The sequence below is a fragment of the Caulobacter sp. LjRoot300 genome (assembly GCF_964253875.1).
Lineage (GTDB): Bacteria > Pseudomonadota > Alphaproteobacteria > Caulobacterales > Caulobacteraceae > Caulobacter.
Genome location: NZ_CAXUSA020000002.1, coordinates 612,231 through 636,523, shown reverse-complemented (window position 1 = coordinate 636,523; position 24,293 = coordinate 612,231). Strand labels below are relative to the sequence as shown.

General features: G+C 68.9%; 23 protein-coding genes. 8 read left to right on the top strand and 15 right to left on the bottom strand.

The genetic code is table 11. The annotated features are described in order from the left end of the window. Positions 1-865: 865 nt before the first annotated feature. Complete coding sequence (locus tag ACSQ2G_RS08305) at positions 866-1,561, top strand: hypothetical protein (RefSeq protein ID WP_436029882.1); 696 nt, start codon at positions 866-868, stop codon at positions 1,559-1,561. Positions 1,562-1,628: 67 nt separating this feature from the next. Then, the gene (locus ACSQ2G_RS08300; protein ID WP_436029880.1) at positions 1,629-2,009 is read left to right on the top strand and encodes a hypothetical protein; all 381 of its coding nucleotides are present in this window, start codon (positions 1,629-1,631) and stop codon (positions 2,007-2,009) included. A gap of 20 nt (positions 2,010-2,029) precedes the next feature. Here ACSQ2G_RS08300 and ACSQ2G_RS08295 read toward each other — a convergent pair whose 3' ends face one another. The 5 genes from ACSQ2G_RS08295 to ACSQ2G_RS08275 form a co-directional block, all read right to left on the bottom strand. Next, positions 2,030-2,836, bottom strand: a complete 807-nt coding sequence (locus ACSQ2G_RS08295; protein WP_436029878.1) for an exodeoxyribonuclease III — start codon at positions 2,834-2,836, stop codon at positions 2,030-2,032. 257 nt (positions 2,837-3,093) lie between these two features. Next, positions 3,094-3,750 carry an outer-membrane lipoprotein carrier protein LolA gene (locus tag ACSQ2G_RS08290; RefSeq protein WP_436029876.1) on the bottom strand — a complete coding sequence of 219 codons (657 nt, stop codon included), beginning with the start codon at positions 3,748-3,750 and terminating at the stop codon, positions 3,094-3,096. Between the two features lie 149 nt (positions 3,751-3,899). Beyond that, positions 3,900-6,320: a DNA translocase FtsK 4TM domain-containing protein gene (locus ACSQ2G_RS08285; RefSeq protein WP_436029875.1), complete on the bottom strand. Its 2,421-nt coding sequence runs from the start codon at positions 6,318-6,320 to the stop codon at positions 3,900-3,902. A 494-nt stretch (positions 6,321-6,814) separates the two neighbouring features. Continuing rightward, positions 6,815-7,321 carry a DUF1993 domain-containing protein gene (locus ACSQ2G_RS08280; protein ID WP_436029873.1) on the bottom strand — a complete coding sequence of 169 codons (507 nt, stop codon included), beginning with the start codon at positions 7,319-7,321 and terminating at the stop codon, positions 6,815-6,817. Positions 7,322-7,436: 115 nt separating this feature from the next. After that, the gene (locus tag ACSQ2G_RS08275) at positions 7,437-7,877 is read right to left on the bottom strand and encodes a winged helix-turn-helix transcriptional regulator (RefSeq protein ID WP_436029871.1); all 441 of its coding nucleotides are present in this window, start codon (positions 7,875-7,877) and stop codon (positions 7,437-7,439) included. Positions 7,878-7,975: 98 nt separating this feature from the next. Between ACSQ2G_RS08275 and ACSQ2G_RS08270 the strand changes: the two genes are divergently transcribed. Both ACSQ2G_RS08270 and ACSQ2G_RS08265 read left to right on the top strand, forming a co-directional pair. Then, positions 7,976-8,863 carry an SDR family oxidoreductase gene (locus ACSQ2G_RS08270; RefSeq protein WP_436029869.1) on the top strand — a complete coding sequence of 296 codons (888 nt, stop codon included), beginning with the start codon at positions 7,976-7,978 and terminating at the stop codon, positions 8,861-8,863. A gap of 71 nt (positions 8,864-8,934) precedes the next feature. Then, positions 8,935-9,366: a CBS domain-containing protein gene (locus tag ACSQ2G_RS08265; protein WP_436029868.1), complete on the top strand. Its 432-nt coding sequence runs from the start codon at positions 8,935-8,937 to the stop codon at positions 9,364-9,366. 197 nt (positions 9,367-9,563) lie between these two features. Here ACSQ2G_RS08265 and mdh read toward each other — a convergent pair whose 3' ends face one another. After that, positions 9,564-10,526 (bottom strand): malate dehydrogenase, encoded by a 963-nt coding sequence (gene mdh, locus ACSQ2G_RS08260; RefSeq protein ID WP_436029867.1) that lies wholly within the window; start codon positions 10,524-10,526, stop codon positions 9,564-9,566. Between the two features lie 144 nt (positions 10,527-10,670). Here mdh and ACSQ2G_RS08255 point away from each other — a divergent pair, with 144 nt between their 5' ends. Together ACSQ2G_RS08255 and ACSQ2G_RS08250 are read left to right on the top strand one after the other, a co-directional pair. Beyond that, entirely contained in the window at positions 10,671-11,720 is a 1,050-nt protein-coding gene (locus tag ACSQ2G_RS08255; RefSeq protein ID WP_436029865.1) for a MaoC family dehydratase, read from the top strand. Further along, positions 11,713-12,138 (top strand): HIT family protein, encoded by a 426-nt coding sequence (locus tag ACSQ2G_RS08250; RefSeq protein WP_436029863.1) that lies wholly within the window; start codon positions 11,713-11,715, stop codon positions 12,136-12,138. The genes ACSQ2G_RS08255 and ACSQ2G_RS08250 overlap by 8 nt, the downstream gene beginning before the upstream one ends. 2 nt (positions 12,139-12,140) lie before the next feature. Here the strand turns inward: ACSQ2G_RS08250 and ACSQ2G_RS08245 are convergent, their stop codons facing one another. Both ACSQ2G_RS08245 and ACSQ2G_RS08240 read right to left on the bottom strand, forming a co-directional pair. Further along, positions 12,141-13,220 carry a hypothetical protein gene (locus ACSQ2G_RS08245; RefSeq protein WP_436029861.1) on the bottom strand — a complete coding sequence of 360 codons (1,080 nt, stop codon included), beginning with the start codon at positions 13,218-13,220 and terminating at the stop codon, positions 12,141-12,143. Positions 13,221-13,245: 25 nt separating this feature from the next. Then, a complete protein-coding gene (locus ACSQ2G_RS08240) occupies positions 13,246-14,124 on the bottom strand; it encodes an HpcH/HpaI aldolase/citrate lyase family protein (protein ID WP_436029859.1) in 879 nt (292 codons plus the stop codon). Between the two features lie 129 nt (positions 14,125-14,253). Here ACSQ2G_RS08240 and ACSQ2G_RS08235 point away from each other — a divergent pair, with 129 nt between their 5' ends. Further along, positions 14,254-14,634 carry a DUF2237 domain-containing protein gene (locus ACSQ2G_RS08235; RefSeq protein WP_028041287.1) on the top strand — a complete coding sequence of 127 codons (381 nt, stop codon included), beginning with the start codon at positions 14,254-14,256 and terminating at the stop codon, positions 14,632-14,634. Positions 14,635-14,744: 110 nt separating this feature from the next. Here ACSQ2G_RS08235 and ACSQ2G_RS08230 read toward each other — a convergent pair whose 3' ends face one another. The 4 genes from ACSQ2G_RS08230 to ACSQ2G_RS08215 form a co-directional block, all read right to left on the bottom strand. Continuing rightward, the gene (locus ACSQ2G_RS08230; protein ID WP_436029857.1) at positions 14,745-16,142 is read right to left on the bottom strand and encodes an FAD-containing oxidoreductase; all 1,398 of its coding nucleotides are present in this window, start codon (positions 16,140-16,142) and stop codon (positions 14,745-14,747) included. Positions 16,143-16,144: 2 nt separating this feature from the next. After that, positions 16,145-16,606: a DUF4126 family protein gene (locus ACSQ2G_RS08225; RefSeq protein ID WP_436029855.1), complete on the bottom strand. Its 462-nt coding sequence runs from the start codon at positions 16,604-16,606 to the stop codon at positions 16,145-16,147. A 208-nt stretch (positions 16,607-16,814) separates the two neighbouring features. After that, the gene (gene thpR / locus ACSQ2G_RS08220) at positions 16,815-17,351 is read right to left on the bottom strand and encodes an RNA 2',3'-cyclic phosphodiesterase (RefSeq protein ID WP_436029853.1); all 537 of its coding nucleotides are present in this window, start codon (positions 17,349-17,351) and stop codon (positions 16,815-16,817) included. Between the two features lie 148 nt (positions 17,352-17,499). Continuing rightward, a complete protein-coding gene (locus tag ACSQ2G_RS08215; RefSeq protein WP_436029851.1) occupies positions 17,500-18,552 on the bottom strand; it encodes an aldo/keto reductase in 1,053 nt (350 codons plus the stop codon). A gap of 146 nt (positions 18,553-18,698) precedes the next feature. On the opposite strand from ACSQ2G_RS08215, the gene ACSQ2G_RS08210 reads away from it, so the two are divergent. Further along, entirely contained in the window at positions 18,699-19,451 is a 753-nt protein-coding gene (locus ACSQ2G_RS08210; protein ID WP_436029849.1) for a Bax inhibitor-1/YccA family protein, read from the top strand. A gap of 184 nt (positions 19,452-19,635) precedes the next feature. Here ACSQ2G_RS08210 and ACSQ2G_RS08205 read toward each other — a convergent pair whose 3' ends face one another. The 3 genes from ACSQ2G_RS08205 to acnA form a co-directional block, all read right to left on the bottom strand. Then, positions 19,636-19,962 carry a DUF2794 domain-containing protein gene (locus ACSQ2G_RS08205; protein ID WP_436029847.1) on the bottom strand — a complete coding sequence of 109 codons (327 nt, stop codon included), beginning with the start codon at positions 19,960-19,962 and terminating at the stop codon, positions 19,636-19,638. Between the two features lie 718 nt (positions 19,963-20,680). Next, a complete protein-coding gene (locus ACSQ2G_RS08200) occupies positions 20,681-21,397 on the bottom strand; it encodes a DUF1223 domain-containing protein (RefSeq protein WP_436029845.1) in 717 nt (238 codons plus the stop codon). A 178-nt stretch (positions 21,398-21,575) separates the two neighbouring features. Beyond that, complete coding sequence (gene acnA, locus ACSQ2G_RS08195) at positions 21,576-24,263, bottom strand: aconitate hydratase AcnA (RefSeq protein ID WP_436029843.1); 2,688 nt, start codon at positions 24,261-24,263, stop codon at positions 21,576-21,578. Positions 24,264-24,293: the final 30 nt, after the last annotated feature.

Sequence of the window (24,293 nt, the reverse complement as noted above, 5' to 3'; positions counted from 1 at the left end):
TTTGCGCCTCCATCACTTGCCCCCCACGGATCGCTTCGCGGTCGTCTTCCCCCGGAGGGGAAGAGCGCTCCGGTGCGAAGGCTCCGCCCCCCCCCCCCCGCCGCGACAGACCGCGAAGCGGTCAGGTGGGGGCAAGTGTTCACCGGCACGATCTCTCGTCCTCACGCGATCTCTCGCTGAGCTATCGGAAAGGGACGCGGAGCGCCGGACATCGTCCGGAGTGCTTTGATAAATACCGTTTCGACGAAGCCGCTCGCTCCGCGCGGTCGTTTTCCGCCAGCGTCCGGTGGGCAGCCCTGTTGAGGCTTAGCCGGACCCGGTCTCGATCCCTTTCGGGAGAAACCGGACGCCGGGGGCGCGGGCCTATGGGCATACTCGCGCTTTGTCCCCGGTCGACGCCGACGGCGGGCGGGGCCTGCAACGCCAGGCTCCCCGGACACGCTGGAGTAACCCCCTCCAGCCCAGTCCCGCTCGATCGCCCCCCCGCCGCCGCATCGGTCGCTGGCCATGCGCCCTTTCCACGCGACGAGGTGGGGTCAGGATAAGGGCGGTCTGGGAGGGTGAGGATCAAAACGGGTCGAGAAAGTTCAGAGCGTTGATTTTTCTGGGGTTCGCTTGCTCAACGCCGAGCATAACCGCCTGGGGACACGCTCTTGCGTGTGCTCACCTTCAGCATTCGACTTTGGGAACACGCGCTCACCCGGCGCTCGGTGCGAAACCACCAGCCGTTGCCGAGAGTGCGCGCCCCCGCATCCCCATAACGAACGTACGTCTGTTCGACCAAATTCACGGGGTGCGTGCGATTCCACTTCCACAATCTCAAATGGAGCCGGTACCTTGCACGTATAAATTGCGGGAGTGAAACATGTCTGACGAAGTCGAAGAGATCGTTGTCATCGGTAATCCCCCCTACCAGCCGTCGCCGGAAGTGCCCGGCTATACGCCGTCCCCGGGCGGCGGCCCGCCGCCTCCCGGTTCGCCCGGCGGTCCTCCGCCGGTGACCCTAGAGCCGGCGGCGACCACCTACGCCGCCGCTCGCGTCAAGACCGGCTCGGGCCTGAACCTCGACGATCCCAAGCAGAAGGCCTGGTACGACCAGGGGCAGCAGGCGCTGAAGGGCCTGTTTTTCAACACGCAGTTCGGCAGCAAGACGACGATCGACGGCGCCGGAACCAAGGACGTGGCGGAGACCAAGCTGCTGGACGTCCTGAACAAGACCACCTTCGTCTTCCAGACCGATCCCGTCGTGTTCCAGGGTCAGGAGGTCTCGGCGAAGACCACGAAATACACGGACTCGAGCGGGGGCGTGCAGTATGTGGTCTATATCGATGTCGACCATGCCAGCGCCGCGGCCATGCAGAATCTGGGGGCGTCGGGGATGAACTTCCTGCTGTTCCACGAGATCGGCCACGCTGTCGCCGCCGACAGCGGCTGGGCGGGTTCGGCCACGGCCGAGGCCGACGCCAACACCTTCGCGATGGGCTTGGCCGACTACGCCTATTTCGCGGTACCTAATCAGACCACGCTTTCGGGAATGGGCTATGACTTCACGCCGTTCTAGGCGGCCGGGCTGGGCGCCGCTTCTTTTCGTCCTGACCTTGAGCGGCTTCCCCGCCGGGGCGGCGCCCTTGCCCGATTTCCGGGCCTCGCCCAACGTCGTCAGCGAGGTCGCCGCCGACTTCGACGGCGACGGCCGCGTCGACAGAGCGCAACTCGTCGCCGATCTAGGGCAGGAGTCGCTGGTGCTGAGGGTAGACCTGGGCGGCGGCCGGCTCTTGACGCCGATGGCCGTGCACCTGGACGAATCCACGAAAGGAATGCGTCTGGAAAGCCGGCGCGGCGACGACGTGCGGTGTCCGGATTACCGGGTGAAGCCGACCTGCGGCCGGCCGTTCGATGTCGCGGCGGGAAATCCGGCGCTGGTGGTCACCGCCCCGAAGCAGCGGGCCTTGATCTTCTACTTCGGCAAGGAGGATCGCACGTCGCTGAGCCTCGGCTATCTGGACTGAAGCGTCCGTCCCGAGTCGGCCTAGACCAACAGATCGGCCGTCACCGGCGCATGGTCGCTTGGCCGTTCCCATTCGCGCACCGTGTCGTGGACCTTGGACGAGACCTTGCCGTCGACGATCGCCGCGTCGCGCAGGCCGGGGCTGGCCAGGATGTGGTCCAGGCGCAGGCCGCGGTTGGACTTGCGGAAGTCGGCGGCGCGGTAGCTCCACCAGCTGAACAGCTTCTCCGGCTCCGGGGTCGCCAGGCGCGGCAGGTCCAGCAGGTCCATCGACTTGATCATCGCGTCGAAGGCTTCGAGCTCGGCCGGCGTGTGGCTGACAACCTTCAGCATCTGGCGGTGACTCCAGACGTCGTTTTCGCCGGGCGCGATGTTCAGGTCGCCGGTGACGATCAGCGGCGCCTTGGGATCACGCTTCTTCAGGGCGGCGGTGAGGGTCTCATAGAAGTCGAGCTTGTGGTCGAACTTCGGGTTGCCGATGCGGTCGGGCGTGTCGCCGCCCGCCGGGATGTAGAAGTTCTGGATGTCGACGCCGGCCACCTTGACCGCGACGCAGCGGGCATGGCCCTCGCGGCAGTTCATCAGCGTGGGCACGTCCTCGAACGGCAGGCGCGAGGCGATGGCCACCCCGTGCCAGCCCTTCTGGCCCATGATCTTGATGTGCGGCAGGCCCATGGCGACGAAGGCCTCGCGGGGGAACTCGCCCTCCTGGCACTTGATCTCCTGCAGGCAGAGCACGTCGGGGGCCTGCTCGTCGACGAAGCGGGCGGCCTGCTCGGCGCGCAGGCGGACGGAATTGACGTTCCAGGTGGCGATACGGAGGCGCATGACCTTCCTCTAGGGCCGGGGACCGCCGGACCACAACGAAAAACGCCCAGACGCTGAGCGCCTGGGCGAAAGTCGGGTCTCTCATGCCGCCGCCGGGAGGGGATAGGTCCGGCACGGTTGCGAAGAGCGGGTCGGGCGCTCATCGCCATGCGTGTCAAATCTGCCACGGCGAGAATCTAAGTCAAGAACAATCGCGTTAACATCTTGCATGTTGTGAAATTGTCGCATTTCGACTGCGTCGGCGGCGCTTTATGCAACTACGGCTTGCCGACCCGGCGGCGCGAATCGGTAAGGACGAACAGTTTCGGGTCCAGGCCGGCGGTGTTCTCGAAATCGACCAGCCGCACGCGCGTCTCCCCGCCTTTCGTGTCGGTGACGGTCCAGCCGGTCAGGGCCGGCGTGTTGCTGAAGTTCAGGGCGATGCGGCCCAGGGTCTGGCGCTTGGCGTCGACGGCGGTGATCGTGAAGCCGTCGGCCAGCTTGCGCACGCCGGTGATGACCACGCCGCGGTCCAGCCGCACCTCGCGGGCCAGCAGCAGGTTCAGCGGCGTGCGGCTGAGCGGATAGCTCTCGAAGGTCTTCAGCCGGCTGTTGAAGATGTTGACGGCGCTACCGTTGCTGACCACCAGCAGGCCGCCCGGACCGTCATAGGCGAACCGGGCCTTGCCGGGGCGCTGCAGGTAGAAGGTCCCCTGGGTCTGGGCGCCGCGGGCGTCGGTCTGGACGAAGCGGCCCTTGGCCGAGCCCAGGGTCTGGATATAGGCGGCAGCCTTGTCGACCTGGGCCTGCTCCTCGGGCGTCAGCGGCGCGGCGGCGGGCCGGGACGCGGCCAGGGCCTGGCCCGACAGGGCGGCGGCCAGGCCGAAGCCAGCGGTGGCGAGGATCAGGCGGCGGGTCGGCGTCGTGGTGGTCATGCGATCTCCTAGGCCTCAACCTTTGCCCTGCCCTTGCGACGAGCGAAAGGCCGCGGCGCGACCATTTTCCGGCGCTGTGATGAAGCGGCGTTCATCGACGGCTGGGGACAGGCGCATGCGCCTGTCCCCGACATCGTCCGCGGCGGCCGCTACATCGGCGGGGGCGGCGGGGCCAGGATCTCGCGCTTGCCGGCGTGGTTGGCGGCGCCGACCACGCCCTCCTTCTCCATCCGTTCCATCAGCGAGGCGGCGCGGTTGTAGCCGATCTGCAGGCGGCGCTGGATGTAGCTGGTCGAGGCCTTGCGGTCGCGGGTGACCACCGCCACGGCGTGGTCGTAGAGGTCGTTGGCCCCGCCTTCGCCGGCGAAGGCGCCCTCGATGGCCTCTTCCTGCTCCTCGTCGCCGCCGGCCGTGACCTCCTCCAGATAGTTGGGAATGCCCTGGTCGCGCAGGAACTTGGCCACCGCCTCGACCTCGCCGTCGCTGACGAACGGCCCGTGCAGGCGGGTGATCCGCCCGCCGCCGGCCATGTACAGCATGTCGCCCTGGCCCAGCAGCTGCTCGGCCCCCTGCTCGCCCAGGATGGTGCGGGCGTCGATCTTGCTGGTGACCTGGAAGCTGATCCGGGTCGGGAAGTTGGCCTTGATGGTGCCGGTGATGACGTCGACCGACGGGCGCTGGGTGGCCATGATCAGGTGGATGCCGGCGGCGCGGGCCATCTGGGCCAGGCGCTGCACGGCGCCCTCGATGTCCTTTCCGGCCACCATCATCAGGTCGGCGACCTCGTCGATGACCACCACCAGGTAGGGCATCGGCTCGGGGCGGATCTTCTCGGTCTCGTAGATCGGCCGGCCGGCGTCGTCGAAGCCGGTCTGGACTGTCCGCTCGAAGTGCTCGCCCTTCTCCAGGGCCTCTACGGCCTTCTCGTTGAAGCCGCCGATGTTGCGCACGCCGATCTTCGACATCCGCCGATAGCGGTCCTCCATCTCGCGCACCGTCCACTTCAGGGCGACGACCGCCTTCTTGGGATCGGTGACGACCGGGGCCAGCAGGTGTGGGATGCCGTCATAGACGCTGAGCTCCAGCATCTTCGGGTCGATCATGATGAAGCGGCACTTCTCGGGTGGCAGCTTGTAGAGGATCGACAGGATCATGGCGTTGACGCCGACCGACTTGCCCGAGCCGGTGGTGCCGGCGATCAGCAGGTGGGGCATCTTGGCCAGGTCGGCGATGTAGGTCTCGCCGCCGATCGTCTCGCCCAGGGCCATGGGCAAGATGTGGGTGGCCTTGTCGTAGTCGGACGATGACAAGAGGTCGCGCAGATAGACCGTCTCGCGCCGCGAATTGGGCATCTCGATGCCGATGGCGTTGCGGCCCTGGGCCACGGCGACGCGGCACGAGATCACGCTCATCGAGCGGGCGATGTCGTCGGCCAGGGCCACGACCCGGGCGGTCTTGGTGCCGGCGGCCGGCACCAGCTCGTACATGGTGACCACGGGACCTGGGCGGATCTGGTCGATCTGGCCGCGCACGCCGAACTCGGCCAGCACGCTTTCCAGCAACCGGGCGTTCTGGCGCAGGGCCTCCTCGTCGAACTCGGCCGAGCGCGGCTTGGGCTTGGCCAGCATGGCCAGCTCGGGCAGCTGGAAGCCGCCCTCGTCCTCGAAGTCGAAGGCCTTCTGCTGCTCGCGCAGTTCTCGGGTGTTGGACTTGCCCGGGACCTTGGGCTGGGCGATGGCCAGGGGGCGGACCTCGAAGCTGGGCTCGAAGGCGTCGTCGTCCTCGACTGGCGGCGGCGGGGCCTTGGCCGACTTGGCGGGCTTGCGGGGCGCGGCTTCAGGTTCGATCTCGATGACCGGCGCGGCGGCCTTGCGCGGGGCCTTCGGACGGGCGGCGGGTTCAGGTTGGGGGGCCGGGACCGGCGCGGCCGGGCGCTCGCGCGGCTGCATCAGGCCATGGACCAGGTCGCCGATCGCCTCGGGATCGATGCGGCGCACGCCGATGGCGTAGCCCAGGGCCACGGCAGCGCCGATCGCCAGCAGCACGGCGGCGATCAGGTGGGCGCCGGGCAGGCGGGCGAAGCCGAGCAGCCCGGCCAGCAGGTTCAGCAGGCCGTCGCCCCAGAACCCGCCCAGGCCCTTGGCCAGCGGCCAGGCGGCGGGACGCGGCGGGGCGGCCAGCAGTCCGGCCAGGGCCAGCAGGCCCAGGCCGCCGACGGCGGCGCGGACCCGCAGGTCGCGGCGGTGGGCGGCGGGGTCGGGCTGGGTGACGCGCGACAGGCCGAACACCAGCATCAGGGCCGCGGCCATCCAGCCGGCCAGGCCCATCGACTGCATGACGACGTCGGCCAGGGCCGCGCCGGCTCCGCCGAGCGCATTGGTGGCCGGCAGGCCGGTGGCGGCGTTCAGGCTGGGATCGGCGGCGTTGTAGGTGGCCACCGACAGCAGCAGCCCCGCGCCGACCACGCAGATCACCCCGCCCCGGAACCGGGCCGACCAGGGCTGGGCCCAGCCGTAGCGCACCGCGTCCCAGACCAGTTCAACGCTCGATCGTCGCGCCGCTCGCGCCATCAGAAGTCACCTTGCACTCGTAGACCCCGCTGTTTTGCCCCAAGAGGGTTAAGGGGCGTTTACTCTGATGGGGTCGGGGCGTGGTTTGAGGTCGCGGGCCGGTGACCAAAAATGGCTGTCATCCCGGACGAGCGCGCAAAGATCCGGGACCGGGGCGTGAACTCAGAGTTTGCGGCGATCCCGGATCGGCGCTCGGCTCCGCCGAGCTTGTCCGGGATGACAGGTTTTTAGAGCTGATCCGCAGGCGAGGCTGACCCAGGGAGAGCATCCTGAAACAGGAACAAAAAGCGAACATACGTCCGGACTCGACGTGGCCGGGAGTCATTCTGCCGCGTAGCCCGCCGCTGTTGGCGGGTCAGTGGGTGCGGTCATGGACAAGGAGCTTTTGAGTCAGTTGCCGATCATTCTGTCGGCGGTCGCGGGGGTGTTCACCGCCCTGGCGACCTTGGTCTGGGCGTTCCGGCGGCGGCCCTGAGGGTCGCCGCCGCGAGGCCTCAGGCCGTGCCCAGATAGTCCTTCTTGCCGATCTCGACGCCGTTCTTGCGCAGGATCGCGTAGGCGGTGGTCAGGTGGAAGAAGAAGTTCGGCTGGGCCTGCCCCTGCAGATAGGCCAGGCCCTTGACCACGCTGGTCTCGCCGCGGCGGGTCAGGGTGATGTCGCGGTCCTCGGCGTTCTCGAAACTGGCCGGGTCCAGGCCCTCGACATAGGCGACGGCGCGGTCGATCCGGGCGATCAGCGCTTCGAACGTGGTCTCGGCGTCGTCCCAGGCCGGAACCTCCTCGCCGGCCAGGCGCGCGCAGCAGCCCTTGGCGAAGTCGGTGGCGATCTGCACCTGGCGCAGCAGCGGGAACATGTCGGGGAACAATCGCGCCTTGAGCAGGGCGTCGGGGTCCAGCTTGCGGGTCTCGACATGGGCGGCGGCCTTGGTCAGCACGCCCTTCAGGCCCTTCAGCCCCTGGACGAAGACGGGGACGCTGGCCTGGTGGATGGTGAGGGTCATGAAGGCTCCGGGAGAGATGTCGGGTGGTCTTAGGCTGCGTCGCGACGGGGTGGAAGCGCCGCGCGACCCTCGCCCCGAACACGTCGGGGCGGATGACGCCGACAAATCGATGCGATCAGGCCGCCGCGTCCTCGGCGTCGTAGCGCGCCCGGGCTTCGCGGATGTCGGCGTGGTTGCGTTCGGCCCAGGCCACCAGGGCGGCCAGGGGCTCCAGCAGCGAGGTCCCCAGCGGCGACAGGCTGTATTCGACGCTGGGGGGCTTGGTCGGAAACACCTGGCGGCCGATCAGCCCGTCGCGCTGCAGGTCGCGCAGGGTCTGGGTCAGCATGCGCTGGGAGATGTCGGGCACCGTGCGGCGCAGGACGCCAAATCGACGCGGCCCATCGGCCAGGGCGATCAGCAGCAGGGTGCTCCATTTGTCGCCCAGGTGATCGAGCACGTCGCGCACCGGACAGCCGGTCGGACTGAGGTCGTTCGACGACATCCAGCCCTGGAAGCCCTCGACCAGGCTGGCCGCCGCGGCGGTGGGCGGGTTCGTTGCGGGCGGTTCCCTCAAGCTGCCTATCTCCCGTTAAACTGCCGTCTTTACGGCGGCGATCCAGTCTCACATTTACACGTGGTCTCATTTCGAGACCACTGAAAAGGACGAAACCCATGAGCGCCTCCTCTCTCCGCCTCCTGGTCACCGGCGCCGGCGGCCAGCTGGGTCGTCGCGTCGTCGAGCTGCTGCTCGAAGCCGGCGTTCCCGGCCTCGTCGCCGCCAGTCGCGATCCTTCCAAGCTGGCCGACCTGGCGGCGCGCGGCGTCGAGACCCGCCGCGTCGATTTCGACGACCCGGCCTCGCTGGCCGAAGCCTTCGCCGGCGTCGAGCGCCTGCTGCTGATCAGCACCGACAGCATGGGCGAGCCCGGCCATCGCATCGGCCAGCACCGCGCCGCGATCGCCGCGGCCGAAGCGGCCAAGGTCAAGCACGTGGTCTACACCTCCGCGCCGGGCGCGCGGCCCCAGGTCGGCGGCGGGGTGATCGACGACCACTTCTGGACCGAGCAGGCCCTGGCCGCCAGCGCCATCCCCGGCTGGACCATCCTGCGCCACAACATCTATGCCGAAGTCCTGCTGATGGGCGCGTCCCAGGCCGTGGCCAGCGGCGCGCTCTATTCGGCCACCGCCGGCGCCGGCCGCGCCTATGTCGGCCGCGAGGACTGCGCCCGCGCCGACGCCGCGGCCCTGGTCAAGGGCGAAGGCCGCCAGATCCTCGACGTCTCCGGCCCCGCCGCCGTGACCCAGGACGAGGTCGCCGCCCTCCTGTCCCGGCTCTCGGGCAAGTCGGTCAAGCACCAGGACTTGCCGCTGGCGGCCTATCGCGAAGGCCTGGTGGCCGCCGGCCTGCCGCCGTTCTACGCGGATATCCTGGCCAGCTTCGACCACGCCGCCGGCGAGGGCCAGCAGGCCATCGTCACCGACGTGGTCGAGACCCTGACGGGCAAGCCGCCGGTCTCGGTCGCGGCGTTCCTGGAGGCGAACCGGGCGGCCTTCAGCTAGGCCGCAACGGAACGGGCGCGTCAGCGCGGGGTTTCTCGGGGGTTCAATTCACTCCCTCAAGGAGCTTCCCGATGAAAGTCAGCGACGCGATGACCAGCCAGGTCTCCACCGCCGCCCCCACCGACACCGTGCGCAAGGTCGCCCAGGTGATGGCCCACGTCGAAACCGGCGCCGTGCCGATCGTCGAGAACGGCAAGGTGGTGGGCCTGGTCACCGACCGCGACATCGTCCTGCGCGTGGTCGCCGAGGGCCGCAGCTTCGACAGCCCCATCTCCGAGGCGATGAGCGAGGGCGAAGTCCAGAGCGTCAAGGAGGACGACGTCCTGGCCGACGCAACCGCCAAGATGGCCAGCCACCAGATCCGCCGCCTGATCGTGCTCAACGAGGCCGGAAACCTGACCGGCATCCTGTCGCTGGGCGACGTGGCCAAGGACTACGGCGCCAAGCAGGTGGGCAAGACGCTGGAGGAGATCTCGGCTGAAGGCGGCGAGGCGGCCCACTAGCGCCCGGACTTGCCCCCACCTGGCGACTTCGTCGCCTGTCCGCCCCCATAGGGGGCGGAGCCTTCGCGCATAAGGCTCTTCCCCCTCCGGGGGAAGACGATCGCGAAGCGATCCGTAGGGGGCAAGTGTTCACCGCACAAAGAAAAGGGCGGCCCCTTTCGGAGCCGCCCTTTCCGTATCCGAAGCTCGAAGCCCGCCTAGACCAGCGTGCTGTCGATGCCCTTGCAGGCCTCCATCAGGCCCTTCACCGACTCGACGGACTTGGCGAACATCGCCTTTTCCGCGTCGTTGGTTTCGAACTCGATGACCTTTTCCGCGCCGCCGTCGCCGATCACGACCGGCACGCCGACATAGAGACCGTCCAGGCCGTACTGGCCGGTCAGGAAGGTGGCGCACGGCAGGACGCGCTTCTTGTCCTTCAGGTACGAGGTCGCCATGGCGATCGCCGATTCCGCCGGGGCGTAGAAGGCCGAGCCGGTCTTCAGCAGGGCGACGATCTCGCCGCCGCCCTTGCGGGTGCGGTCGACGATGGCGTCCAGCTTTTCCTGGGTCAGCCAGCCCTGCTTGACCAGTTCCGGCAGCGGCAGGCCGCCGACCGTCGAGTGACGGACCATCGGCACCATGTCGTCGCCGTGGCCGCCCAGGGTCCAGGCGTGGATGTCTTCCACCGACACGCCGGTGGCCTCGGCCAGGAAGTAGGCGAAGCGGGCAGAGTCCAGGACGCCGGCCATGCCGATGACCTTTTCCTTGGGCAGGCCCGAGAACTGCTGCAGCGCCCAGACCATGGCGTCCAGCGGGTTGGTGATGCAGATGACGAAGGCGTCGGGGGCGTGGGCCTTGATGCCCTCGCCGACGGCCTTCATGACCTTCAGGTTGATGCCCAGCAGGTCGTCGCGGCTCATGCCCGGCTTGCGTGGCACACCGGCGGTGACGATGCAGACGTCGGCGCCGGCGATGTCGGCATAGTCGTTGACGCCCTTCAGCGCGACGTCCTTGCCGAACACGGCCGAGGCTTCGGCGATGTCCAGGGCCTTGCCCTGCGGTGTGCCTTCGGCGATGTCGAACAGCAGGATGTCGCCCAGCTCCTCGCGCGCGGCGATGTGGGCCAGGGTGCCGCCGATCATGCCGGCGCCGATGAGGGCGATCTTCGCGCGAGCCATGGGGTCTCCGTCAAGGCTGTGGACGAGAATGTCGGGCGCGGTCTACGCCCGCAATCGCTCGGCCTCAAGCCCCCTTTCCCGTTTCGCCGCGGTGCGGCAAGACTGCATGAACAACGGCTCGCGCCGCCATTGGGAGAAGCGGGGATGAGCAAGACCGATCCGGGGAACTTCTTCGAGGATTTCAAGCTCGGCCAGGTGATCGTCCACGCCACCCCGCGCACGATCACCGCCGGCGACGTGGCGCTGTACACGGCGCTTTACGGCCCGCGCTTCGCGCTGTTCTCGTCCGACGTCTTAGCGCGCGACTGCGGGCTGGAGACTGCGCCGGTGGATCCGTTGGTCGCCTTCCACGTGGTGTTCGGCAAGACCGTGCCGGACATCAGCCTGAACGCGGTGGCCAATCTCGGCTACGCCGAGGGCCGATTCCTGGCGCCCGTGCATCCGGGCGACACCCTGTCGGCCCGGTCCGAGGTGATCGGGCTGAAGGAGAACTCCAACGGCAAGACGGGCGTGGTCTATGTGCGCACCACCGGCGTGAACCAGCGCGGCGTGGCGGTGCTGAGCTATGTGCGCTGGGTGATGGTGCGAAAGCGCGACCCGGCCGCACGGGTCGAGGCGTCGTCGGTTCCGCAACTGGCCGAGGCCGTGGCGGCCGGCGACCTGACCCCGCCGCCGGGCCTGGATTTCAGGCGCTACGACTTCGCCCACGCCGGCGCGCCGCACAGCTATGAGGACTACGAAATCGGCGAGAAGATCGACCATGTCGACGGCATGGTGGTCGAGGAGGCCGAGGCGCAAATGGCCACGCGGCTGTGGCAGAACACCGCCAAGGTCCATTTCAACCAGTTCGAGCGCGGCAAGGACCCCTCGGGCCGGCGGCTGGTCTATGGCGGGGTGGTGATCTCGACCGCCAAGGCCCTGTCGTTCAACGGCCTGCAGAACACCGGCCTGATCCTGGCCATCAATGGCGGCCGCCATGTCAGTCCCTATTTCGCCGGCGGCACGGTGTTCGCCTGGTCGCAGGTGCTGGACAAGGCCGAGCTGTCGCCAAGCGTCGGGGCCCTGCGACTGCGGCTCGTGGCGACGGTGGACCGGCTTTGCGCGGACTTCCCCGACAAGGACGAGACCGGGGCCCACGCGCCCGGCGTCATCCTCGATTTCGACCATTGGGCGGCGGTTCCCAGGCGTGGCTGAGTTTGTCCTCGATCCGGCCTTCGTGGCCACCTCGGCGTTGCTCGGCGACCTGCCGCTGTGCCAGGTCCGCCTGCAGCTGGACGCCCGTTATCCGTGGGTGGTGCTGATCCCACGCCTCGCCGGGCTGCGCGAACTGGAGGACCTGTCCCCCGCCGACCGCGCCCGGCTGGTGGAGGAGACGGTGCTGGCCGGCGCCGCCGTCCGCGCCGTGGGGCGCGCGCTGGGCCTGGCGGTCGACAAGCTCAATGTCGGCGCCCTTGGCAATGTCACGCCGCAGCTGCACGTCCATGTCGTGGGCCGCCGGGCCGGCGATCCGGCCTGGCCGGGGCCGGTCTGGGGTCATTCGCCGGGCGAGGCCTATGGGCCTGAAGCGCTGGAGCGGGCGATCGCGGCGGCGAAGGCGGCGCTGTCCGTCTAGAACTATCGGCGCTTCTTCCGGCTCGACCCCTTGACCGCCTTGCCCTTGGCGCCCTTGCGCGACGTGACGGCCTTACCCTTGCCGCCCTTCTTGCCCTTGGCCGCCGTGGCCTTGCCCTTGCCGGCCTTGCGGGCGGCGGCGGCGCACTTGGCCTTGGCGGCCTTCAGCGCCTTGCCCTTCTTGCCCCGGGTCGAGCAGGCCGGCGCCTTGGCGGGGGCGGCGGCCACGATGCGCGGCGGGGCCGGACGCGCGCCCCAGACGACGGGGCCGCGGCCTGTCGGGACATAGCCGGCCGGCACCGTCGCCTGGGCCAGGCGGCGGGCGGTGACCAGGATCTGCGTCCCGTTCTCGTTCAGCTTGCCGGTCCACGACCCGTCGCCGCGCGGCGTCAGGTCCAGGGTCGCCAGTTGACCGGCGCGCGGCGAGAACCGGGCCAGGAAGCCGCTGTCGGAGCGGTCGACGAGGTCGATCAGGCCGGTGGAGCCCACCGCCCCGGCGCGGCGCGGGTCGCGCCAGGCGCCTTCCACGGGACCGCCGCCGCCGACCCTGTCGACCAGCTGCAGCACGTACAGCCCCGCCCCGCCCGGGCCCTCGATCGACCAGCCGCCGTCGAGCGGACCCTGCAGGCCCTGGGCGGCGAGGATCGAGCCCTTGACCCGCAGGTCGTAGGCTTCGGCGACCGGCACATAGCCGCCTTGCGGGATGGCGTGGCCGGGCAGTTCGTCGGGATCGGGCGCGGGGATGGGCAGGATGGTCGGCTTGTGCGGCGGGGCCGGCGCCTGGGGCGCGTCCTCTTCCTCGTCGGTCGTCTGCGGGCCGCTCTGGGAAATCAGGTCGGCCAGGGGATCGACGGCCTGGTCGGCCGAGACCGCGGTATCCGGGGCCGGCGGCGCGGCCACGACGGGGATGGCGTCCGGGCTGGCGGCCGGGGCGGTTGGGGCGGCTTGGGCTGGCGGGCTGGAGGCCGGCGCCGGCGGAACGGGCGCGCTCGCCGCCGGCGCGGTGACGACCGGCGCCTCCTGGGCCCAGGACAGGACGGGAGCGGCGGAAAGGGCCAGCAGGGAGATCAGGAGCGCGCGCATGAGGGGCTGGGTCGGTCTTTCGGGTCTAGGCGGCGGAGCGTTCGGCGATGGCGGCGGCCACCGCCACCAGCCGTTCGGCCTGAACCAGGTGCAGCCGCTCGGCCATCCGGCCCTCGACCCGCAGGGCGCCCTTGCCGGCGTTCTCGGAGGCGGCGAAGGCGGCGATCACCGCCCGGCTCCAGGCGATCTCGTCGGCGGTGGGCGAGAAGGCGCGGTTGCAGATCGGAAGATGCTTGGGATGGATCAGGGTCTTGCCGTCGAAGCCGAAGTCGACCGCCTGACGGCAGACCGCGTCCAGGGCGTCCAGGTCGTCGATGTCGTTGTGCACCCCGTCCAGGATAGTCAGGCCGTGGGCCCGTGCGGCGGCGACCGACAGCGACAGGATCGGCAGGAAGGCCTCGCGGCCGGGCGTCTGGCGGGCCCGCATCTCCTTGGCCAGGTCGTTGACTCCCATCACCCAGCCGGAAAGCCGGGTGGCGCGCGCGGCGGCGGCGATCTCCCACAGGTGGAAGGCGGCCTTGGCGGTTTCGATCATCGTCCACAGCCGGGTGTGGGCCGGGGCGGCATGCAGGGCGGCCTGGTAGGCGTGGACGTCGGCGGCGTCGTTGACCTTGGGCACGAGCACCGCGTCGGGGCCGGCCTCGGCGAGCGCCTTCAGGTCGGCCTCGCCCCAGGGGGTGTCCAGGCCGTTGGTCCGCACGACCACTTCGCGCGGGCCGAAGCCCCCGGCCTTGACCGCCGCCACGGCGGCCTCGCGGGCGGCGTCCTTCATCTCCGGGGCGACGGCGTCCTCGAGGTCCAGGATGATCACGTCGGCGTCCAGCGTGCGCGCCTTCTCCACCGCCTTGGCGTTGGAGGCGGGCATGTACAGGGCGCTGCGGCGCGGCCGGGCGAGGTCGGACATGAGGCTCCCGCGAGACGTCTTGCTGTCGTCCTTCCTCTTAAGCACCGGAACGCCGCCGCCGGAAGCCGTCACGCGTTGTAAGCCAGATTCCCCGGCCACATTCCCCGGAATGGGGTTAAGCTCGGCGCCATGACCACGCGCTACGACGACACCGCCAAGAACGTCCTGGGCCAGGAGCTGCAGCCCTGCTCGCTGAACCCGGTGACCGGCTTCTACCGCAACGGCTGCTGCGAGACCGGGCCGCACGACCTGGGCCTGCACACCGTCTGCGCGGTGATGACGGCGGAGTTCCTGGCCTTCTCGGCCGCCACCGGCAACGACCTGTCGACCCCGCGCCCGGAATTCGCCTTCCGCGGCCTGCTGCCCGGCGATCGCTGGTGCCTGTGCGCCGGCCGCTGGAAGGAAGCCCTCGACGCCGGCGTCGCCCCGCAGGTGGTGCTGGAGGCAACGCACGAGGAAATGCTGGCGGTGGTGCCGCTGGGCGTGCTGAAGGACCACGCGGTGGCGTGAGCCGCCGGGGACATGCACTTGTGCGTGTCCCCATCGATGTACGAACGGTTCGCTCCGACGGTTTTCATGGCGAACTTGGGGACACGCACGAGTGCATGTCCCCGGAGGGATCAGGCCAGCGGCTTCAGCTCGCCCAGCATCGTCGGGATCAGCTCCGACACGGTCGGGTGGATGTGCACCGCGCGCTGGATCACCGTATAGGGCGCCTTGGCGTACATCAGGTCGATCAGGCCGTGGACCGCCTCGTCGCCGTTCAGGCCCAGGATCGCCGCGCCGAGGATCTGTTTGCTCTCGGCGTCGACCACCACCTTCATGAAGCCCTGGGTCTCGCCCTTCTCGACCGCGCGGCCGACGCGGGTCATCGGGCGCTGGCCGACCAGCAGCGGCCGACCGGCGGCGCGGGCCTGGGCCTCGGTCAGGCCGACACGGCCCAGGGGCGGGTCGATGAACAGGCCGTAGCAGGGGATACGGTCGCTGACCTTCCTGGGATCGTCGTCCAGCAGGTTGGCGGCGATGATCTCGAAGTCGTTGTAGGCGGTGTGGGTGAAGGCGCCCTTGCCGTTGCAGTCGCCCATCGCCCAGACGCCGGGGTTGCTGGTCTTCAGCTGGTCATCGACGACCACGTAGCCGCGCGGGTCGAGGTCGACGCCGGCCTTGTCCAAGCCCAGGTCGTCGGTGTTGGGCTTGCGGCCGATGGCCAGCAGCACGTGCGAGCCCATCACCTGCGGCGCGCCGTCCTCGCAGGTGACGTGGACGCAGACGCCTTCCTCGCCTCCTTTTTTCTTGCCGGGCGCGAAGGCGATGCATTCGGCGTTGAGGCGCATGTTCACGCCCTCGGCCTGCAGGATCTCGCGCACGGCGTCGGAGATTTCCGGGTCCTCGCGGCCGATCAGGCGCGGGCCCATCTCGACCACGGTGACCTCGGCCCCGAACCGCCGGTACATCTGGGCGAACTCCAGGCCGATATAGCTGCCGCCGACGATGACCAGGTGCCTGGGCAGGGTCTCGACCTCCATCATGCCGACATTGGTCAGGTACGCGATGTCGGCCAACCCGGGCATGTCCGGCGCATTGGCGCGGCCGCCGACATTGAGGAAGATCTTCGGGGCGGTCAGCAGCGCGTCGCCGACCCGCACGATGTCGGGGCTCTCGAAGCGGGCGTGGCCTCGGAAGACCGTGCAGCCCTTCATGCCGCCCAGCCACTTTTCCAGGTTGCCGCGGGCGTTGAGGGTGACCGCCCGGGCCCGGTCGTGGACCCGCTTCATGTCCACCGCGACCTCGCCCTGGAGGACGACGCCGTACTCGGCCGACCGCCGCGCCAGGTGGGCGGCGTAGGCGCTGGCCACCAGGGTCTTGGTCGGCATGCAGCCGGTGTTGACGCAGGTGCCGCCGAAGTCCTTGCGCTCGACCAGGGCGACGGTCCAGCCGGCGCCGGTCAGGCGGCCGGCCAGCGACGGCCCCGCCTGACCGGCTCCGATGATGATGGCGTCGAAGCGTTGAGCCGCCATGGTCAGAGGGCCGAGACGACCAGGGCCGCGCCGCCCACGGCGACCACGTCCTCCAGCAGGCCGGCCGGCAGGTCGCGGCCGAACGCCTTGGCCAGGCGGCCGCGGACGTCCGCCCCGCCCAGGGTCCCGACTACGGCGCCGATCGCCCCGAGCACCGCGCCCGCGATCCAGGCGTCCGACGCGATGCAGACCGCCGCCCCGCAAAACGCGCCGCCGAGGAGCCGCGTGCCGAACTGCACCGGGACCTTGCGGCTGGGGGTCTTGGGCAGCTGGTCGCCGACCAGTTCCAGGACGGCCAGGGCGGTGAACGTCCAGGTCGCGATCGTCCCGCTCAGCCAGGCCAACGGCGTGCCTTCGAGCGGGACCAGGCCAAGATGCGCGCCCCAGGCGACGGCGGCGGGAGCGGTCATGGCGCGAAGGCCCGCGACCACCCCGATCAGCAAGGCGAACAGATAGAGCGACATGCGGGTCTCCGGACGTTCAAGCGCCGCCGTCATCTGCCGCGCCGCGGGATCAAACCGCAAGAGCGAACGGCGTTCTTGGACGTTTCGGCCCTGACCGACGCCTTGCGTCCTTCGAGGCTCGGCTACGCCTCGCACCTCAGGATGAGGATTTCAGCAAGACGCTCCTCATCCTGAGGCGCCGCGAAGCGGCCTCGAAGGACGCACGGCCTCAGCCCAGCGGATACTCGGCCTCCAGCCGATAGGCCGAGCCCTCGCTGGTCCGCCAGCTGGAATAGAGGCCGAAGCGGTCGACGCGAAACGGCGGCGAATGCAGCAGGTTGTTGGCCTGGATCCAGGCAGCGACCTCGGGGACGGCCGGACGCTTCAGATAGGCCAGGGTGACGTGCGGGGTGTAGACCCGGGTTTCCGGCTTGAGGCCCGCCCGGCGGGCGGCGCTCTCGTTGGCCTTGGCCAGGTGGCGCAGGTCGGGGTTCTCGGCGAGCCCGGCCCAGACGGCGTGGATCTCGACGCCCTCGCCGAAATGGCCGACGCCCTGCAGTTCGAGGTCCAGGGCCGGGGCCTGGATCCCCCGCAGTTCCTCGTCCAGGTCGGCGGCGGTGGTTTCCTGCACGTCGCCGATGAACTTCAGCGTGACGTGGAACGCCTCGCGCGGCCGCCAGCGCGCGCCCTCGATCCCGTGCTGACGCGGCAGGAGGTGCTCGCCGAGCTCGGCGGGGATGGCGATGGCGGTGAACAGGCGGATCATGGGAGAGGTTTTAGCCGATCCTCCCCCTGTGGGGGAGGTGTCGGCGAAGCCGACGGAGGGGGATGGTCGGAAGGCGACCACAACTCGGATTGACGACCCTACAACTCCCCCCACCGGCCTTCGGCCGCCTCCCCCACAGGGGGAGGATTTAGGGACACGGATTCGGCTGCAGGGCGTGCAACGCGTTGACGGCCTTTTCCATCTCCTCGGTCCAGGCCAGGTCGAAGGCGGCGATATTGGTCTTCAGCTGCACCATTGAGGTGGCGCCGATGATGGTGGCGGTGACGAACTCGCGGGTGTCGCAGAACTTCAGGGCCAGCTGGGCCGGGTCGACGCCGAAATGGCCGGCCAGCTCGACATAGCCGCGGATCGCCTCCTCGGCGCCGGGACCTTCGTAGCGCTGCATGCGGTTGTAGAGCGCCTTGCGCGAGCCGGCCGGCAGCTTGCCGTCCAGGTACTTGCCGGTCAGGGCGCCCTGGGCCAGGGGCGAATAGGCCAGCAGGCCGACCTGCTCGCGCATGGCGATCTCGGCCAGGCCGTATTCGAAGGTGCGGTTGGCCAGGTGGTAGGCGTTCTGGATCGAGGCGATGCGCGGCAGGCCGCGCTGTTCGGACTCCGCCAGGAAGCGCATCACGCCCCACGGAAACTCGTTGGAGACGCCGACCGAGCGGATCGTCCCCTTCTTCACATGGGCGTCCAGCGCCTCGAGGATGTCGCCGAACGCCTCGAAGTCCTGTTCGTAGTCCTTGAAAGTCTGGCCGCCGAACACCCGCACCGGGCGGTCGGGCCAGTGCAGCTGGTAGAGGTCCAGATAGTCGGTCTGCAGGCGTTTCAGCGACTGCTCGACAGCGTAGTCGATCTGGGCCTTGGTCTGGCGGGTCGAGCCGCCGTCCGGCCGCATCCACGACAGGCCGCCGAACGCCGCGCCGCGGCCGGCCACCTTGGAGGCCAGGACGATCTCCTGACGCTTGCCGGTCTTCTTCAGCCACGAGCCGATATGGCGCTCGGTCGATCCTTGCGTCTCGGGATTGGGCGGGCTGGCGTACATCTCGGCGGTGTCCCAGAAGGTCACGCCCTGAGCGAGCGCGTAGTCCATCTGTTCGTGGGCTTCCGCCTCGCTGTTCTGCGAGCCCCAGGTCATGGTGCCCAGGCAGCAGCGCGAGACCTGGATGCCGGTCCGGCCGAGTTCGACGTAGTCCATGTCGCCCCTTTCAAGGATGTGCCGGATCCATCTTAAGGGCGGCGCGCGCCACGGAAAGCGCAACATCTTGCATGATACTCGCCGGGCCCCGATATTCGGGAGGCGCCCAAGATGGGCGCGCTGCTTTTTCGAAGGGCCTTAACCCGATGAACGACTTCAACCGCGGCTACGCGCGCTCGATCCCGGCGGATCGCGCCGACATGTCGGTTGACGCCGGCCTGCGTAGTTTCATGCTCGGCGTCTACAACAAGGTGGCGCTGGGTCTTCTGCTTTCCGCCGCCCTGGCCTTCCTGACGACCGCCTACGCGCCGGTCGCCAGCCTGCTCTACGTCCAGACCCCTGAGGGCCGCCTTGTCGGCTTCACGGTGCTGGGCATGGTGCTGCGCTTCGCGCCGCTAGCCATGATCCTGGTGTCGATCTTCGCCATGCGCAACCCGACCGCCCGCTCTTCCGGCGCGCTGTACTGGGCGCTGGTGGCCTCGATCGGCGCGGGCCTGGGCTTGTGGCTGCTGGTCTACCAGATCCAGTCGGTGTTCACGACGTTCCTGATCACCGCCATCGCCTTCGGCGGCCTCAGCCTGTTCGGCTACACGACCAAGAAGGACCTGACCGGCTTCGGCAGCTTCCTGATCATGGGCCTGATCGGCCTGGTGCTGGCCTCGCTGGTCCAGATGTTCCTGCACCTGCCGGGCCTGAGCTTCATCATCAGCATCCTGGGCGTGTTCATCTTCGCGGGCCTGATCGCCTACGACACCCAGAACCTGAAGATGAGCTACTACCAGATGGGCGGCGACCAGAACTCGATGGCCGTGGCCACCAACTACGGCGCGCTGAACCTCTATCTGAACTTCATCAACCTGTTCCAATTCCTGCTCAGCATCTTCGGCTCGCGCCGCTAGATCCGGGTTCGAACCCGAAACGCGAAAGCCCCGGCGGAAAACCGCAGGGGCTTTTGTTTTGGGCGGCCCTGCGTCCTTCGAGGCTTCGCTTCGCTACGCACCTCAGGATGAGGAATTCAGCAACAACAGAGGCCCTCATCCTGAGGCGCCCGCGCAGCGGGCCTCGAAGGACGCAGGGCAATCCTCAATCCACCACCTTGAACCGGCCCTTGTCGAACATCCGCAGCACTTGGCTGAGGTCGTGGCCGCGCTTCAGGGTCAGGCCGCCCTGGCCGATCACCGCCCATTCGCCTTGCTTGCGCGCCAAGGCGGGACGCTTCTCGATGCGATAGAGCGGGGACTCGGCCGCGTGGCGGAACACCGAGAACACCGCGTGGTCGATCGTCCCGGCCATGCCGTAGTCGCGCCATTCGCCGGCGGCGACCATCCGGCCATACAGCCGCAGGAGCTGGTCGATCTCGCGACGCTCGAAGAAAACGACGCCGGCGGCGGGGCGGGAATCCAGGGCCATCGGACGAATCCTAAACCCAAATCGGGCCCGGACGCGAGCGGCGCCGTGCACGCTCCTTGCCGGCGTTGCGGCGACGCTACAGTCGCGCTTGATAATGTCCGGCCCGCCGCCGCCGGTCACGAAATGACCTTAATTTGGACCCGCCGCCGCCCGCTTGCCCCGCCATCTTGAGGGTGTCGGCTGATCGGACATCCTGCGGTTCAGGATCCTGAACAGCCCCCCCAGCCCCCTTGATCGTGGGCCGGTCGGCCGACAGACGACCCCTCTATTCGATACCCGCTCGAGACCCCGCGTGGCGCCCCTCTCCACGCGGGGTTTTCGCGTGCGCGCTGTACCTGCCGCGGAAGTGCGGACACATCCCCGACACGAACGGCCGTGAAACGACCTTGTTCGCGCCCTTCCAGCGCCGGCTTGGCCCGTCATAAGAGCAGTGTCGGCTGATCGGACGTCCTGGCTCGGACCCTGATTGCCCCCCAGCCCTCCGACCCGGGCTTCGGTTGGCCGACGGTCTAACATTCCCCTCCCCTAAGAGGCCCGCGCGGTGTCCCCTCCCCGCGCGGGCTTTTCTTTTTTGGGCGCGGGTCCTCCCCCTGTGGGGGAGGCGATCGCGAAGCGATCGGTGGGGGGAGTGCTACGAGGGCGGCTTTACGGATCGACGATCCGACAACTCCCCCCTCCGTCGGCTGCGCCGACACCTCCCCCACAGGGGGAGGATCTTCTATTTCTCCGGGGCTTCCTGCAGCACGCCGATCACCCGGCCGCCTTTGGCGCCCTGGACGATGATCACGGTCTTCAGCGTCTCGTCGACGGGGGGCGGCAGGCGGTACAGCCTGGGCCGGCCGGTCCAGGGGCCCAGGCGGACCAGTTCGCGCACGACGTTGCGGTGGACCAGGGTCTGGCCGCGGTTGTCGCCGCGCTTGACGGCTATGTCCTGCTCGCGCGCGTCGTAGCGCACCAGCCAGACCTCGCCGCCGCCGCGCGGCGCGGGGCCCGAACCGACCGCGACGCGGCGGCCGTCGCCGACGAACTCCATGTCCGGCGAGTCGGACGGGGCCTTGGCGGCCTCCTTGACCAGGGTCTCGACCGCCTCGGCCTTGGCCCCCGAGGCCTGCTGGTGGCCGGCGACCACCACCTGCGGGGTCGGCACGTCGCGCAGCGAGAACCGGGTGGCGTAGGCGCGCTGGCGGGCGGCGAAGGCCGGCTTGGCGAAGGTGTCGGTCCAGCCCAGATAGTCCCAGTAGTCGACCGAATAGGTCAGGGCCAGAACGCCCTTCTCGTCGGCCATGTCGGCGACGACCTGGTTGGCCTTGCCGCAGGACGAGCACCCTTGGGCGGTGAACAACTCGACGACCACCGGCGGTTTCGCGGCGAGCGCCGGCGCGGCCGAAAGGCTCGCGAGAGTCGTGACGAGGAGAGTGAGAAAGGCCTGACGCATGTGCGGGGCACTTAAGCCAAGATCGCGGACGATGACCGTTCACGAGGCCGTGAAGGCGAGCTTTCCACGCAAAAACCGTCAACTGCAGGGTGCGCGACGGCCCCGGGCAAAGAAAAAGCCGGGCCCTTTCGGGCCCGGCTCGATCTCGTCCGGCGCTGAAGGCGCCCTGACCGGGGCCTTAGTCGGCCTTGGCCAGGTTGCGCAGCACGTAGTTCAGCACGCCGCCGTTCTTGAAATATTCAAGCTCGGTGGGCGTGTCGATGCGGCAGCGGACCGGGAAGCGGGCGATGCGGCCGTCGGTCGGGCGATAAAGCTCGACGATCAGCTGCTTGCGCGGCGACAGGTCCTGCAGGCCGCGGATCGAGACGATCTCTTCGCCGGTCAGTTCCAGCTTCTGCCAGCCTTCCTGCACGAACTGCAGGGGCAGCACGCCCATGCCGACCAGGTTCGAGCGGTGGATGCGTTCGAAGCTTTCGCAGATCACCGCACGGACGCCCAACAGCTTGGTGCCCTTAGCGGCCCAGTCGCGCGAGCTGCCGGTGCCGTATTCCTTGCCGCCGAACACCACGGCCGGGCGGCCCTCGGCCTGGTACTTCATGGCCGCGTCATAGATCGACATCACCTCGCCCGAGGGGAAGTGCTTGGTCACGCCGCCTTCGATGTCCGGGGTGATCCTGTTGCGGATGCGGATGTTGGCGAAGGTGCCGCGCATCATTACCTGGTGGTTGCCGCGACGAGCGCCGTAGCCGTTGAAGTCCAGCGGGTCGACGCCGTGGTCGATCAGGTACTGGCCGGCGGGGCTGGTCTTCTTGATCGAACCGGCCGGGCTGATGTGGTCGGTGGTGATCGAGTCGCCGAACACCGCCAGCACGCGGGCCTCGACGATGTCGGTGACCGGAGTCGGGGTCATCGACATGTTGGGGAAGTAGGGCGGGTTCTGCACGTAGGTGCTGTCGCCTTCCCAGGCGTAGGTCTGGCCGCCGGTGATCTTGATCCCCTGCCAGTTCTTGTCGCCCTTGAAGACGTCGCCGTAGCGGCTGGCGAACATCTTCTCGGTGACCGACTTGCGCTGCAGGGCGGCGATGTCCTCGTTCGAGGGCCAGATGTCCTTCAGGAAGACGTCATTGCCCTTCTTGTCCTGGCCCAGCGGCTGGGTGGTCAGGTCGATCTTCATCGAGCCGGCCAGGGCGTAGGCCACCACCAGCGGCGGCGAGGCCAGGTAGTTGGCGCGGACGTCCGGGTTCACCCGGCCCTCGAAGTTGCGGTTGCCCGACAGCACCGAGCAGGCCACCAGGTCGGCGTCGTTGACGGCCTTGCTGATGTTCTCGGGCAGCGGGCCCGAATTGCCGATGCAGGTGGTGCAGCCGTAGCCGACCAGGTTGAAGCCGAGAGCATCGAGGTGCTTGGTCAGGCCGGCCTTCAGCAGGTAGTCGGTGACCACCTGCGAGCCGGGGGCCAGCGAGGTCTTCACCCACGGCTTGACCTTCAGGCCCTTGGCCACCGCGTTCTTGGCCAGCAGGCCGGCGGCGATCAGCACCGAGGGGTTGGAGGTGTTGGTGCAGCTGGTGATGGCCGCGATGACCACGTCGCCGTGGCCGACGTCGAAGGTCTCGCCCTCGACCGGCACGCGGGCGTTGGGGGCCTCGGCCTTGCCGAATTCACCGGCCAGCGACTCGGCGAACTTGCCGGCGGACTCGGTCAGCAGCACGCGGTCCTGCGGACGCTTGGGGCCGGCCAGCGATGGCAGCACCGACGACAGGTCCAGCTCCAGGGTGTCGGTGAAGGTCGGCTCGGCGACGCCGGGCTCCCACCACAGGCCCTGCTCCTTGGCGTAGGCCTCGACCAGGGCGACGCGGGCGGCGTCGCGGCCGGTGCCCTTCAGATAGGCCACGGTCGAGGCGCTGATCGGGAAGAAGCCGCAGGTGGCGCCGTATTCCGGGGCCATGTTGGCGATGGTCGCCTGGTCTTCCAGGGTCAGGTTGGCCAGGGCGTCGCCGAAGAACTCGACGAACTTGCCGACCACGCCCTTCTTGCGCAGCATCTGGGTGACGGTCAGCACCAGGTCGGTGGCCGTCGCGCCTTCGGGCATGGCGCCGGTCAGCTTGAAGCCGATCACTTCGGGGATCAGCATCGGGATCGGCTGGCCCAGCATGGCCGCCTCGGCCTCGATGCCGCCCACGCCCCAGCCCAGGACCGACAGGCCGTTGACCATGGTGGTGTGGCTGTCGGTGCCGACCACGGTGTCGGGATAGGCGACTTCGGCGCCGTCGACCGCGGCGGTCCAGACGGTCTGCGCCAGGTATTCCAGGTTCACCTGGTGACAGATGCCGGTGCCGGGCGGCACGACGCGGAAGTTGTTGAACGCCGACGAGCCCCAGCGCAGGAAGCGGTAGCGCTCGATGTTGCGCTCGTATTCCTTGGCGACGTTCTCGTCATAGGCCTTGGGCGAACCGAAGTTGTCGACCATCACCGAGTGGTCGATGACCAGGTCGACGGGGTTCAGCGGGTTGATCTTGGCCGGGTCGGCGCCCAGCGACACCATGGCGTCGCGCATGGCGGCCAGGTCGACGACGGCCGGAACGCCGGTGAAGTCCTGCATCAGCACGCGGGCGGGGCGGAAGCTGATTTCGTGCTCGACGCTGCCCTTGTTGTTCAGCCAGTTGGCCACGGCCTTGAGGTCGGCTTCGTTGACCGACACGCCGTCTTCGTAGCGCAGCAGGTTCTCCAGCAGCACCTTCATCGACACCGGCAGCTTGCTGGCGTCGGCCAGACCGGCTTCCTCAGCGGCGCGAAGGCTGTAATAGACGTAGGTCTTGCCGCCGACGACGAGTTCGCGGCGGGTTTTGAGGCTGTCTATAGACGCCATTTCGAAGGATCCCTTCTCTGTCCACGGCCG